This is a genomic window from Aquimarina megaterium XH134, from assembly GCF_000520975.1.
GTDB lineage: Bacteria > Bacteroidota > Bacteroidia > Flavobacteriales > Flavobacteriaceae > Aquimarina > Aquimarina megaterium.
In genome coordinates this window covers 209517-221856 of record NZ_JACB01000006.1, presented here as the reverse complement: position 1 = coordinate 221856, position 12340 = coordinate 209517, and the positions used below count along the sequence as shown (strand labels likewise).

Here is a 12340-nt window from a genome sequence, read left to right as displayed (position 1 = left end):
GTTTAGAAACTAGAAGTTTCTTTTTTAGGAAAATAGTTATCCCATTCTCTAGGATCACCAAATGGTACAATTGGAAATGTATCCAGATCTCCCAGATTTGGAATAACCAAACCACCATTAATGGTATTTAATTGATCGTTGTTTAATGCTTCGAATGATTTTAAATTTTTCATGATTTTCGTTTTAAGATTGATGATTATTAATAATGCTAAAGTGCTTAGAGCACTGCTAGTAGATGTTTTAAATTGTCTAATACTTCTTGTAATAACTCTAATTCTGGACACTCAATGTCCTCTCCTCCGCAACCACCATTAATGGTTGTGATTTCTTTTGATGATAATAATGTGTACTGGCTTATAACTTGATTTTTCATGACACTTAATTTTTGCAATTTGTTATAATTGTTTGATTACTTTTTTTACATTGTGTACAAAGATGATAGCCTCGGTTACTAAGCTTGTGTAAAGTCCCGGGAAAATTATACCTCCCTGTGTTTCTCTGGTTTCAGTAGTACTTAACGATTGAACTCCAAGTTTTTCTAAATTTTTCATTTTTTACGTTTTTATGATTAATAGTTATTTTATGGTAATAAATCTTTTCAATTCCTTTTGATAGTACAATGATAAGAGTTGAATGTCTCATCTTATGAGACGCTATATTTTTTTTGAAAAAAAGTATGGAAAACACTATTAGAATGTGATAAGATCTTCTATGGTATAGTGATTTGATAATTTTCTATTATTAAAAATAGTAAGCGGAGTTTGCAAAATATTATTCTGGGTACACCATTTTTTGTGTTGGGCATAAGTTGTTCTCGATTTTTCAGATATTTCTATGGCATACTTTTCCTTTAGTGTATTTAAATTTTTGTGTTCAAACCACTTACTTAATACGGATAGGAATTCTGATTTTGTCTTTTTATAATACAGCTCAATAAGAAATTGTGAGATTTCATTGCTGTCGGTATCAGAAAAAATCAATGAGAAATTGATCCCCTCAGAAGTTTTATTGATTTCAAGGATTTTTTGAAACTCCTTTGCACAGAGGTGACAATAAGGATTTATGACCAAAGCTGCTCTTTTATCGATGTCCTTAGAATTTTCGAATACAATATGATTTTCAGTAAAAGCAGTATTAATAAGGTTCTCTTTCTCTTGTAGTAGTGTAAAAACTTCGGGATTGTTTTTTAGCCTTACGTATTTGTACATACTTTCTTTAAATTGAAAATATTTATATACAGGGTTTTTTAGATAAGACCATATAATGATGATTAATGAAAAAGAAATACCAGGTATGAGAAATCCATTTATAGATGATTCGAAATTGTTGTTAAAAAGAAAATATGAAGAAAGTAAGGTTTCTATAAAAAATATCCCCTGGATTACCAGGCACAACATGCACCATTTCTTTACTATTTTATATTGATAGTAAATAGAAAAAAATATATATGGAAATGTAAAAAAGGAGAGTATACTTATCAAAAAAGCAACACTTTTAAAATTGGAGGCCATCGAAGCAATGCAAATCGATATAAAACTTCCTGAAAAGTATAATAACCCTAAATCTGACATAGAAAGCCAGGAAAAAATTTTAGAAGCCCCAGAGTTTAAGACACCTTCGCAGCTTATATGATCATTAGATTTACAGAATTTAGATTTATGTATGATGCTAACCTCGGTATATACTATTAGTAAACTAATAAGAGTTCCTGCTAATTTTGTAAGTAAGAACAGATTAAATACTCCATGATAACTTTTTATCGATAAGGTGATAAGAATAGCTAATAAAGACAAAGCTCCAAAATGCTTCGTTCTTTTTAGTTTTTCGCGAGCCAGATCTTCTTTAGACATTTCAACAATAGCATCGGTATCAATCAAAAGAACAATACCATTCCATTTCTGTAAGAAGTCCTCAAAACTTTCTACAATAAGGGTATTACTATTACCACTATAATAGCGTATTTCGGCACCCGAAATGTTAGTAACGATTACCAGGCCTTCTTCTATAGAATACGCTAGAAAAATAGGAGATAATTTCAGTAATTGATCCGATGAGATTCTGCCTGCCTTATTTTCGACACCTATTTTTTTTAATGTATCAGAAAAAGAAAAGATACTGGGATAATCCTGATGACTAAGCAAAAGTGATTCTAATTTCTCATTAGGAATTTCTAATGAGAGTTCTCTTTTAAGTTGCAGAAGAATTTTTAATACCGTTTGATCCAAAATAAAATGTTTTTTTCGGTTATACAATAGAGTGAATGCAATACATTTTCAGATAGCCGAACGATCATAGAATTCAAAAGATCATCTGAAAATCAATTCTTTTTATATATAGATTTCTATATGCATAGAAGATCAGAGAGGTTAGTTTACCGAATAATTGAGTAAATAATCATATCGATTAATATCGGTGGTTAAAACCTCAATGTTTTTTATCACGGTTTTATTTTTAATTCTTTTCCCCTGTACATTAATATTAATATCTGCATAATTGGTGATTTCGTTATTTTCCATATCGATATCTACCAAAGATGATTTGCTTAATAATTTATACGCTCCAAGATTAGCTGTATGTTCAAGGTCAGGAAATTTAGATATTTTTACTTCTCCCGATATGGTTACGATATTGCCTTTACCATCAATACTTATGCTTCGGCTATTTTCTTCTGCTTTATGCTCAACGTCTATTTGAGAAAATAGTTTTTTAAATTGATCAGCTTGTTGTTGCCTTTGATCTAATGAAATAGGTGTTATGTTTTTTGCTATTTTGTTTACAGCATACATTTTATCTTCATCTTTTCTATAGAAAACATCATTATCTTTTTGCTTGGTATACACAAATAAATCGGTAATAAATTCTTCTACCTGTATTGTATTTTCTGTTGTTTCTATTTCTTTTATAATATGTATTAAAACTTTTGATTCCATGATATTAGATTTTTTGAGACTGAAACAAGTTCAGCACGAATTGTGGTGTTTTTTTAATAAAATAAATAACCCTCTTGGCAATATACCAGAGGGTTATTTTAGTGGTCTAGTGTTTAATATGATAGATAAATTTACCTATCGCAACTCCAGCGTTATAGAAAAAGATTACTGCAACGATTGCAAGTACAACATATTCTAAATAAGGAGTAATATCAACACCACTACCTTTTTGAAATATACCCATGATAGTTATATTAGTTAAAAAGGTGGTAAAGTCCTTTTCCTATAGCTTCTCCAGCTTTATAAAGTCCACCGATAGCTGCAAGTACTACTGCTGCTCCAGCTGCTGTTACAGTGATAGGATCGATAACACCACCTTCTAAAGTTCTTAATTCTTTGCTTGATAATTCTGTTACGTTTAATTCTAAAGTATTCATGTTATTTGTTTTTTTAATTAATTAATGTTTTGTTTTAAATTTTTTCTTATTTCTTTTCGTGCTTGTCTTTTTCATCCTGGTATCCGTTGTATATACCTAGACCTAAAGCACCAACTCCAATTACGATAAGAGCTCCTACACAGAATCCACCACAAACGATACCTCCGTTAATTTCTGTTGCTTCTTGTTTTGATAATTCTTGAAATTCTAAGTTGTTCAAATTTTTCATTTTTTACGATTTAATGATTAATGATTTTTTTAATTTATGCTTACACTATCCATTCCGTCAAATCGATATGTAAACTCTTTTTTGTTGTTGCAACAATCGTGAAAAGCTTTGTTGTTTCCCTTTCACAGTACAATGATACGGTGGGGCTGTCTCATCTTGTGAGACTGATATTTTTTTTTCATTTTTTCATGATTATTTTTAAGTAAGACATGATATGTAGGGCAATAACAAAGCATCAATACCATTTCAACATCTATTAAGCGCTTCACTATTCATGGTTCTTAGAGTCTAGTCTGCCCTAGTATTTATTTCGGGATAGTATACTATAGTTGTTAAGTTTTTTTCAGAAATAGAATTGCTGTAACTTCCTTAATACTTTTTCAGGAAAGAAGAGTGCTATTTAGCATAAAGCAAAAAAAAGAGTCTTGTTACTACAAGACTCTTTTTTTACAATGCAAACACTGATGTGTTATCAATTCAAATGGTTCGTTTTTTTACAATCTAATTCTTTTGATCTTTTCTTTTTTACTATCAATAATTATGATAGTGTAAATGAAGTAGTCGGAATATTGAAAAAACCGGTGGTAACTTCGCAAATGATTTTACGTGTAGTAGCAGATATTAATAAAGTACCTCCGTTGTTGTTAAAAAGTTCGTTTGATTGCAGCTCCTGAACGTTGTAGTTGTTTAAGTTTTTCATTTTTTTATGTTTTTGTAATTAGTGATTATTTGAATTTGTATGGTTTTCCTTTTCTTCTTTTGGTACACCAAAAAAATAATCTGCTAAAGGCTGTAACCAACTAGGAATAGGAAATGCTGACCCTCCATTGGTTTCTAATGCCTCTTTGTTACTTAAATTTTTCATTTTTTACGATTTAATGATTAATGATTTTGTTGTTACAGCTGTAAATACAGCTACGCTATCTCTTTTATACTACAATGATAGTATGCGATGATCTCATTTTATGAGATGCTCTTATAAAGTTTATTAAATGATGTGAATAATGGATAAGAGCAGATACGTCACTTCGAGTGAAATTCTATAAGAATTTAGTATCGAGAAGTACTTTTTAGCTATAAATTTTCTTGTTTTCGATATACCAAATCAGAGATTTGGCACTCAAACCGACGAAAATTTCTTACCCATTATTCACGTTAAAATGATAAAGTCGATTGGGGAAATAAAAAATCCCGGAAAATTGATTTTCCAGGATTTTTATTCAAAAGATTTTTTCATTTTACTCTCCAAATTTAGGTTCGTGTATTTATATAGTTGCGTTAAACATAAGTATGATATACAATTAGTAATAGAATTGATTTCATGATTTTTCTGTTTACCTATATTGAACAATTTATAATTATAGGAAGTATTATAAATAAATGATATAAATCCTTTTGTCTATGGTTGTACTTGCGAGATTTCATTTTATATGCTGGCAGCCAGGTATTGTAATCTTTCAAAAGAATTTCCTCCACTAACAGATCTAATCTCTGTGGCGTCGAGTTCTTTTGTATAAAACCCAAATTTAAAACCTACAGTTTCTTCATATACAAAACTCTGTATTGTAAAATCATAAGTGATAGGAGCATTTAGCTCTTTCATAATATCAATAATCCTATAGGTTTGCGCTCTAGAGATTCCTAGTCTTGATGCTAGCTCTACAGGAGTTCCCGTGGCTTGTAGGCGTATGAGTCGGTCAATTCTCTCGATCATTTCGATTTGCTTGATGATAATATTCATAATTGTTTGTTTTTTGATTAATAAAGCAGTTTAATGATTGGTGTGATTGCATGTTGTAAATCGATGCGTAATCCTTTTACAACATCCAATCGTTCATATCATCATGATCTATATAGATTTCGTACTCTTCAGAGTAGGAAATAACATCAGATATCACATGTTTTAGTTCTGGATCATTGATTTCTTGTTGTAAAAAATCGTTTTCTAATTTACGTTCTGTTAGGTTGCTTTCGTTTTTTTGTGGATCATAATTTTTCATAAGTTTATTCTTTAAATGTTATTATACTATTCTTAAGCTTGGGTATTTAAAATCTACTTGCATCATAATACTTTGAGCATTATAAGAAGATACCTCTAGTACTTCTTCTCCATAAAGTTTACGGGTGTAAAAACCATAAGTAAAGTTTACAGATTCTTCATAGACATAACTCTGTAGTGTGATATCAAATACAATAGGAGCATTAAGTTGTTTCATTACTCCAAGAATCTGAAACAAAGATGCTTTTGAGATTTCCAATTTTTCGGATAATTGATCAGGAGTTCCCGTTTTTCCTAATCGTATCAACCGATTTAATCGTTCTATGACTTCAATTTGACGCTCTATTTTTTTCATAACCAAATATTTAGATTAAAAAGTTTTTTAGCATTTTAAAAACATAATTATCAATTAAATTTTACCGAACCATCTTCTAGTTATGCAACAGCATTTATTTTAGGGATATGATCTACTACTGGCATTTGTTTTTGCCATAGTTCATAGTATTTTTCCTGTCGGGCATATAATACTTCATGATTTCCTTCTTCTACTACTTTCCCTTTTTCGAGTACTACAATTTTATCGGCATTAATCACTGTACTTAACCGGTGGGCAATAATGATGATGGTTTTATCCTGATCACGCAAACTTTGTACTGCTCTCTGTATATAATTTTCTGAAGTACTATCTAGTGAAGAGGTAGCTTCGTCCAGGACCAATACTTCAGGATTTTTATACAATGCTCTGGCAATGGCAATACGTTGTTTTTGTCCTCCAGATAAGGTAGCCCCGTTTTCTCCCAGATACGTAGCAAAGCTATTGGGCAGATTTTCTATAAATTCAAGAATACCTATGGCTTTACATACCTCCATAATACGCTCTACATCGGGAGCAAATTCTCCTACTGCAATATTGTCTATCACATTACCTGCGAACAGATCTATTTTTTGTGGCACTACACTTACCAGGTCTCTAAGGCTACCATTCTCGATGTGTTTCAGATCCTGATTTCCTATAGATATTTGCCCTTTCTGGATAGGATAAATATTTTGTAGTAGAGACATCAGAGTAGATTTTCCCGAACCACTCTCCCCGATAATGGCTGTGATTTTTCCTGTCTGAATCTCAAGATTAAAATCCTTAAAAACTTCTACTCTGGATCCATATCTAAACCCTACATTAGAGAAATTGATATCACCAATGCTATCTTTTGTGAGTTTTATTTTCTGCTCACCTTCTTCGCGTTCCAGGTCCATGATCTCAAACAAACGGTCTGCAGCAATCAATGCATTTTGGATTTGCTTATTGGCACTAATTAAACTGGCAACAGGGCTGGTAAAATATCCTATAATGGCATAAAAGGCCATAAGTTCTCCGGCAGTAATTTCTTTTTGAATCACAAAAAAAGAGCCGCTCCATAATAGGATGATGGTAAATAATTGTGCAATAGTACCGGTACTGGAGTTAGAAAATACACTGTTTAATGCAGATTTGTATCCTGTTTTTAATAACCCAATAAAGCGGGTTTCTGTTTTAATATTGGCAAAGCCTTCAAGACCAAATCTTTTGATAGTTCCTACAGCATTTAGAGATTCTACCAACTGACTTTCAAGATCTGCAGATTTTTCCATAATCCCTCGTTCTGTGCGCTTATTCAGCTTATTGGTGATTATATATATGATTGCATAAATTGGGATAATTGCCAGCATGATCAGTGCTAGTTTCCAATAGTAGGTAAACATCAATCCAAAAGAGAACACCAGGATTAGGATATTAACCGTTAAGTTTAAAGCTACCCCATTGATAAAGTTTCTGATTTTTACGGCATCATTGATTCGGGAGATGATCTCTCCCACCCGCATGGTATCAAAAAATTGTTGAGGTAGTTTTAACAGGTGTTTATAGTACCCAAGAATCAGTCGCGAATCGATCTGTTGCCCGGTTTTGATCAGGAAAACATCTTTGTATGCTCCTACTATTAGTTTTAGAAGTAATAATGTGACCATAACGATTCCTAACAGATTAAGTAGTTTGGTACTGGTACCCATAAAAACATGATCGGTAAGTTTTTGGATGTATATCGAGGTAGAGAACCCTAATAATGTAAAGATGATCGCTCCAACAAATGCCTGTATCAATACTCCTTTATGAGGTCTTAATAAAAACCAGAATCGTTTATAAACTGATACTTTTTCGTTACCTGTTGTAAAATCTTCTTTTGGTAGTAGTAATACCAATACGCCTGTCCATTCTTTGTTAAACTCTTCATGGGTTTTTTTGTGAAACCTACCATCTCCCGGATCCATTATTTTGATGTGCTCTTTAGTCACTTCGTAGATCACTACATAATGATGTAATTTCTCATTCACGATTACATGAGCGATGGCAGGTTTAGGGATTTTAAACAAACTGTCCAGGTCCCCACGTACTCCTTTGGCTTCAAACCCGAGTTTATCGGCAGCTTCGATTAATCCCAATACATTGGTTCCTTTTTTATCGGTACTTGCAAACTGTCGAATACGTGCGATTGGCAGTTGCAATTTATAATGTGCCGAAATTGATGCCAGGCAAGCCGCACCGCAATCAGTGATATCGTGTTGTTTTATTTTTGTTTTAGCCATAATTTATTTAGTATTGAGATAAGAGTAGTGAGTGTTGAGACTTATATATCTTCTGTCTCACTTACAAAACTTTGTTTTTAAAGAGTGTAACAGGTTTTTTTACTTATCATTTCCATATTCATTTTTTCAATATTCAGTAATCATTATTTAGCATATACTGCTTCTGCTATAGTGGGACTCGATGGGTTAAGCCAATCATCTACTTTGTCATAAAGTAATTCATACAGGGTACGTTGCGTAAGTTGAAATCGTGCGCTTAGCGTCATCCCTTTGTTGAAACTTCCTTTAAAACCATTTTTAAGTTCGAGATGGCCCTGGTCGATAGCACAGCGTACTTTAAAAACAGGTCGTTCATTAATGATGTCTACATCTTTACTGATCTCCAGAATTTTTCCGGTAGCCAGTCCCCATTGGTTATAGTTAAAAGCATCGATCTGAAAATTCACCGATTTATTTCGACTCACTAATCCTATATCCGATGGCGAGAGGTAACATTCTGCAACCAGTCCCGTATCGGGAGATATTTCGGCAATAGTTAGTCCTCCTGCGATTAGACTACCTGGCTCGATACCTAAAACATTTTTAAGAATTCCGTCAATTGGTGCTGTAATCAACAGTTCTTTTTGATTCTGTTTTAGTTGTGTTAATCCACCTTTTAATTCTCTTATGGTGTTGTGGTACTCTGTTACTGTAGCCTGCCAGTTATTTTTTTGTTGTTTTCGGTATTGCTGCAGTGTACTCGATGCCAGTTGATGCTCAAAAGCACTATTCTCATAATCGACTTTGGCGACCACCCCTTTTTCATACAGTTTTTGGTTACGCAGGTAATCGATTTTTGTTTTTTCAAATCGGGTTCTTAGCTCTTGTATTTTTTGAGTGAAGTACAGATACTCTTTTTGGTAACGTGCCGATTGTATGTTATTAAATTTCGGCTTAGCCGTATTGATCAGATATTCGCAATCTGCAATAAACTGCTCGGTCTCTTTAATCTGTGTCGAGGACCGGGTAATTTGTTCCTTTACTACCGACGTATTGGTCATAAGCAAGGTATCCCCTTTATTTACTTTTTGATTATCAATCATATTTACAAAAACAACTTTACCCGATTGAAGCGGAGTAATAGCAATACGTTCTTTACTAGGTCTTAACATTCCTCTTGCTGTGGTATAGATATCGATCTTGATAAATGGCAAAAGGGCTAATGCAATGACAAAAGCAACCAATATTGTTGTGTAGATCATTTTACTTCTGCTACTATGCTCAAACTGATGTACCTCTATGGTGTTTTCTATAATTTCTTTTGGAAATAACTGTTTCATGCTGGATATTCTTTAAACGTTAACAATGGATTGATACATAATGATAAAATGATCCATCAGAAAAGTGGTGAATTGTGAAATGAAATTGATCAGTACGTGTATCATAAGTTTTGATTTTTTTGAGTGAAACTAAAGCGACTGCTACGTTTTTTGATTTGATCAAATATACCCTTGATAAAGCCCCAAAAACAAGGGAAAGAAGTCGTGATTCCTGAAAACAAACACGGAATTCGCAGAATGCAGACCTTTAGTTTAAAATAGTAATCGGTTGATTATCATATAGTTTTGTTATAATTATCTAAAAGAAATCTTAAAACAGAAAATAGTATATTTATATCCTGTTAAATAAGTATAGAATAATACCAACACCTCTTGAAACTAAAAAATCCATATACCTTCTTTGATCAGTTTTGTCTAAGAACTCCCCTTTTACCATTAGATTTTTATCATAACCTTACCAAAGAGAAGGACATCCCTGTAGAAATGTTTAAAGATGTCTGGAAAAATGACAGTATTAGAGAAGCTATTTTTCTGGCATCACCAGAGTTATTTTCTGAAATCGAGAAATGGTTGTCGGGGCAACTCGAAGATGTTAAAAAGAAGAAACGATTAGAATCATCTTTGTTAAAATATTTATCCAGGATGAGTTCGCGTTGTACTCCCTTTGGATTATTTGCTGGTTGTAGTATAGGAACCTTTGGTAAGACTACAGCAATAGAATTGTCTAATTATGATACTCATCAAAGACAAACGCGATTTGATATGAACTTTTTGGTAGCGTTCTCACAAAAGATGGCCAAAGAAGAAGTCATCAAAAAACAACTATTGTGGTATACTAATAATAGCCTGTATAAAATCGGAGATCAATATCGATATATCGAATATAAGTATAATCAATATAATCGACGAGAACATTCTATAGAGGCAGTGGCCTATGCAGAGTATCTCGAAGCTATAATCGAGAGTGCCAGGACTGGTAAAAAAATAAAAGAATTAGCTTCTCTACTGGTTGATGACGAAATTACACACGAAGAAGCTTCAGAATTTATAGACGAATTGATAGACAATCAAATCCTGGTGAGCGAAATAGAACCCTCTGTAACCGGGGATGATTTTTTAGAACAGTTAGAAACCTGTTTGAGTGAGATAGAAGGTACCGATGCTATACTAACAGAAATTGATTACTATAAAAAATTTCTGGAACAAATAGATCAGAAACTGGGTAATGGATCTGGCGAATACCTAAAACTTAGTGAGCGGGTAGCGAAACTAGAAACGCCTTTTGAGTTAAAATATCTTTTTCAGACCGATATGTATACTCAGGCACAGTCTAATCAATTAAATATACGATGGGGGTATAAGCTAACGCGAGCACTAGAGCTGTTAAACAGAATGAATAGCGCTTCATCAGAAACCCACTTGCAACGGTTTAAAGATGCATTTACAAAGCGATACGAAACTCAGGAAATTCCCCTGGCTACTGCTTTAGATACCGAGGTAGGTATTGGATACCTTCAGCATCAGAGTGCTAATGACTCTACTTCTTTTTTAGACGATCTGTATATCCCTTCCAAACCAGCTTCCAAACAAGAAATGCACTGGACCCCAGTACAGGAAATTCTAAATAAGAAATTACAACATATACATAAAGAAAACCAATATACGCTATCGCTCGAAGATAAGGATGTTGAACATCTCGAATTAGACTGGAACGATTTGCCCGATACCATGTCTACGATTGCTCAAATTGCAAGGGTTGATGGTGAAGAAAAGATGATATTTTCTTCTGTAGGAGGGTCCTCTGCGGCGAATCTGTTAGGACGGTTTTCTACCGGAAATGAGGATATTTTAAAACATGTACAAGGTATTGCAGCTGTAGAACAAGAAATGTATCAAAACCAGATCCTGGCCGAAGTTGTTCATTTACCAGAATCCAGGACAGGTAATGTAATTCGCAGGGCAACCATACGTGAGTATGAAATCCCGTATTTAGGAAAATCTAATGTACCTATAGAGCAGCAGGTTGCCATATCAGATCTAATGATATCGGTGCAATATGGTCGTATTATACTACGCTCTAAAATACTTAATAAAGAAATTATCCCTCGTTTGACTAATGCTCATAATTATAGTGCTAATGCATTGCCGGTATATCATTTCTTATGTGATGTACAAAAGCAAGGCGGTCGACCAGGTCTTGGGTTTTATTGGGGTGAAGCGTTAGAGAAGCATACTTTTTTACCTAGAGTGGTATATAAAGAGTTTATATTGGCAAAAGCCCGATGGAAGATCACTATGGCTGATTTGCCTTTTCTAAAAGAGAATAGTGAAAACGATAGGATTGCAATGATAACCGCCTGGAGGGCAAAACACAATATACCCAAGATGGTACAATTGATCGATGGGGATAATACTTTGCTGATCCATATGGAGAATACGAACTCGATAAATATGTGGTTAGATACCATAAAAAATAAAAAAACATGTGTATTAGAAGAGTTTTTATTTGCAGAAGAAGGACAGTCTAGTGAGCAAAAAGGTATTGTGCAGCAAGAAGGTATGAGTTATACCAACCAGTTTGTAATCTCGCTGTATAATAAAGAAAAACTAGAGGAGGCAAGAAAGAACACAGAAGCATTAAAAGCAGTTGAGGTGTGATTAAGATCATTGTTGTCATCCTAGTAATTTGTCATCCCAGCGTAGGCTGGGATCCATAATTGAGAAAGGATGTTGAAAAGAAAAAGTATAAAGAACAATAATTCAAATGACTTTGTCATCCAAGCGCAGGCTGGGATCCACAATTGAAT

Annotated in this window: 16 protein-coding genes; 1 reads left to right on the top strand and 15 read right to left on the bottom strand. The window is 33.4% G+C overall.

Going from position 1 to position 12340, the window contains the following annotated elements:
* Positions 1–2 precede the first annotated feature (2 nt).
* The 15 genes from Z053_RS31045 to Z053_RS0107825 form a co-directional block, all read right to left on the bottom strand.
* Positions 3–173, bottom strand: a complete 171-nt coding sequence (locus Z053_RS31045) for a ComC/BlpC family leader-containing pheromone/bacteriocin (protein WP_152538273.1) — start codon at positions 171–173, stop codon at positions 3–5.
* 44 nt (positions 174–217) lie between these two features.
* Positions 218–373 carry a hypothetical protein gene (locus Z053_RS31415; RefSeq protein ID WP_160170066.1) on the bottom strand — a complete coding sequence of 52 codons (156 nt, stop codon included), beginning with the start codon at positions 371–373 and terminating at the stop codon, positions 218–220.
* Positions 374–395: 22 nt separating this feature from the next.
* Positions 396–551 (bottom strand): hypothetical protein, encoded by a 156-nt coding sequence (locus Z053_RS31410; protein ID WP_159025430.1) that lies wholly within the window; start codon positions 549–551, stop codon positions 396–398.
* 138 nt (positions 552–689) lie between these two features.
* Positions 690–2225, bottom strand: a complete 1536-nt coding sequence (locus tag Z053_RS0107880) for a vitamin K epoxide reductase family protein (RefSeq protein ID WP_025664495.1) — start codon at positions 2223–2225, stop codon at positions 690–692.
* Positions 2226–2366: 141 nt separating this feature from the next.
* Positions 2367–2930, bottom strand: coding sequence for a hypothetical protein (locus Z053_RS0107875; RefSeq protein ID WP_025664494.1), 564 nt, complete (start codon positions 2928–2930; stop codon positions 2367–2369).
* Positions 2931–3036: 106 nt separating this feature from the next.
* The gene (locus Z053_RS31405) at positions 3037–3174 is read right to left on the bottom strand and encodes a hypothetical protein (protein WP_159025429.1); all 138 of its coding nucleotides are present in this window, start codon (positions 3172–3174) and stop codon (positions 3037–3039) included.
* A 10-nt stretch (positions 3175–3184) separates the two neighbouring features.
* The gene (locus tag Z053_RS0107865; RefSeq protein ID WP_025664493.1) at positions 3185–3367 is read right to left on the bottom strand and encodes a hypothetical protein; all 183 of its coding nucleotides are present in this window, start codon (positions 3365–3367) and stop codon (positions 3185–3187) included.
* A gap of 46 nt (positions 3368–3413) precedes the next feature.
* Complete coding sequence (locus tag Z053_RS0107860) at positions 3414–3596, bottom strand: hypothetical protein (RefSeq protein WP_025664492.1); 183 nt, start codon at positions 3594–3596, stop codon at positions 3414–3416.
* A 538-nt stretch (positions 3597–4134) separates the two neighbouring features.
* Positions 4135–4296 (bottom strand): hypothetical protein, encoded by a 162-nt coding sequence (locus Z053_RS31400; protein WP_160170065.1) that lies wholly within the window; start codon positions 4294–4296, stop codon positions 4135–4137.
* A gap of 18 nt (positions 4297–4314) precedes the next feature.
* Positions 4315–4461: a hypothetical protein gene (locus Z053_RS31395; RefSeq protein ID WP_160170064.1), complete on the bottom strand. Its 147-nt coding sequence runs from the start codon at positions 4459–4461 to the stop codon at positions 4315–4317.
* Between the two features lie 561 nt (positions 4462–5022).
* Positions 5023–5337 (bottom strand): hypothetical protein, encoded by a 315-nt coding sequence (locus tag Z053_RS31800; RefSeq protein WP_025664490.1) that lies wholly within the window; start codon positions 5335–5337, stop codon positions 5023–5025.
* Between the two features lie 76 nt (positions 5338–5413).
* The gene (locus tag Z053_RS0107840) at positions 5414–5596 is read right to left on the bottom strand and encodes a hypothetical protein (RefSeq protein ID WP_025664489.1); all 183 of its coding nucleotides are present in this window, start codon (positions 5594–5596) and stop codon (positions 5414–5416) included.
* Positions 5597–5617: 21 nt separating this feature from the next.
* Positions 5618–5950 carry a hypothetical protein gene (locus Z053_RS28090; RefSeq protein WP_025664488.1) on the bottom strand — a complete coding sequence of 111 codons (333 nt, stop codon included), beginning with the start codon at positions 5948–5950 and terminating at the stop codon, positions 5618–5620.
* A gap of 80 nt (positions 5951–6030) precedes the next feature.
* Complete coding sequence (locus Z053_RS0107830; protein WP_025664487.1) at positions 6031–8214, bottom strand: peptidase domain-containing ABC transporter; 2184 nt, start codon at positions 8212–8214, stop codon at positions 6031–6033.
* A 143-nt stretch (positions 8215–8357) separates the two neighbouring features.
* Positions 8358–9533 carry an HlyD family secretion protein gene (locus Z053_RS0107825; protein ID WP_025664486.1) on the bottom strand — a complete coding sequence of 392 codons (1176 nt, stop codon included), beginning with the start codon at positions 9531–9533 and terminating at the stop codon, positions 8358–8360.
* Between the two features lie 372 nt (positions 9534–9905).
* Between Z053_RS0107825 and Z053_RS0107820 the strand changes: the two genes are divergently transcribed.
* The gene (locus tag Z053_RS0107820; protein WP_025664485.1) at positions 9906–12191 is read left to right on the top strand and encodes a lantibiotic dehydratase family protein; all 2286 of its coding nucleotides are present in this window, start codon (positions 9906–9908) and stop codon (positions 12189–12191) included.
* Positions 12192–12340: the final 149 nt, after the last annotated feature.

What these genes read in the sequence shown, in the direction of transcription:
- Z053_RS31045 (WP_152538273.1), bottom strand. Translation starts at nt 173, where the DNA reads ATGAAAAATTTAAAATCATTCGAAGCATTAAACAACGATCAATTAAAT.
- Z053_RS31415 (WP_160170066.1), bottom strand. Translation starts at nt 373, where the DNA reads ATGAAAAATCAAGTTATAAGCCAGTACACATTATTATCATCAAAAGAA.
- Z053_RS31410 (WP_159025430.1), bottom strand. Translation starts at nt 551, where the DNA reads ATGAAAAATTTAGAAAAACTTGGAGTTCAATCGTTAAGTACTACTGAA.
- Z053_RS0107875 (WP_025664494.1), bottom strand. Translation starts at nt 2,930, where the DNA reads ATGGAATCAAAAGTTTTAATACATATTATAAAAGAAATAGAAACAACA.
- Z053_RS31405 (WP_159025429.1), bottom strand. Translation starts at nt 3,174, where the DNA reads ATGGGTATATTTCAAAAAGGTAGTGGTGTTGATATTACTCCTTATTTA.
- Z053_RS0107865 (WP_025664493.1), bottom strand. Translation starts at nt 3,367, where the DNA reads ATGAATACTTTAGAATTAAACGTAACAGAATTATCAAGCAAAGAATTA.
- Z053_RS0107860 (WP_025664492.1), bottom strand. Translation starts at nt 3,596, where the DNA reads ATGAAAAATTTGAACAACTTAGAATTTCAAGAATTATCAAAACAAGAA.
- Z053_RS31400 (WP_160170065.1), bottom strand. Translation starts at nt 4,296, where the DNA reads ATGAAAAACTTAAACAACTACAACGTTCAGGAGCTGCAATCAAACGAA.
- Z053_RS31395 (WP_160170064.1), bottom strand. Translation starts at nt 4,461, where the DNA reads ATGAAAAATTTAAGTAACAAAGAGGCATTAGAAACCAATGGAGGGTCA.
- Z053_RS31800 (WP_025664490.1), bottom strand. Translation starts at nt 5,337, where the DNA reads ATGAATATTATCATCAAGCAAATCGAAATGATCGAGAGAATTGACCGA.
- Z053_RS0107840 (WP_025664489.1), bottom strand. Translation starts at nt 5,596, where the DNA reads ATGAAAAATTATGATCCACAAAAAAACGAAAGCAACCTAACAGAACGT.
- Z053_RS28090 (WP_025664488.1), bottom strand. Translation starts at nt 5,950, where the DNA reads ATGAAAAAAATAGAGCGTCAAATTGAAGTCATAGAACGATTAAATCGG.
- Z053_RS0107830 (WP_025664487.1), bottom strand. Translation starts at nt 8,214, where the DNA reads ATGGCTAAAACAAAAATAAAACAACACGATATCACTGATTGCGGTGCG.
- Z053_RS0107825 (WP_025664486.1), bottom strand. Translation starts at nt 9,533, where the DNA reads ATGAAACAGTTATTTCCAAAAGAAATTATAGAAAACACCATAGAGGTA.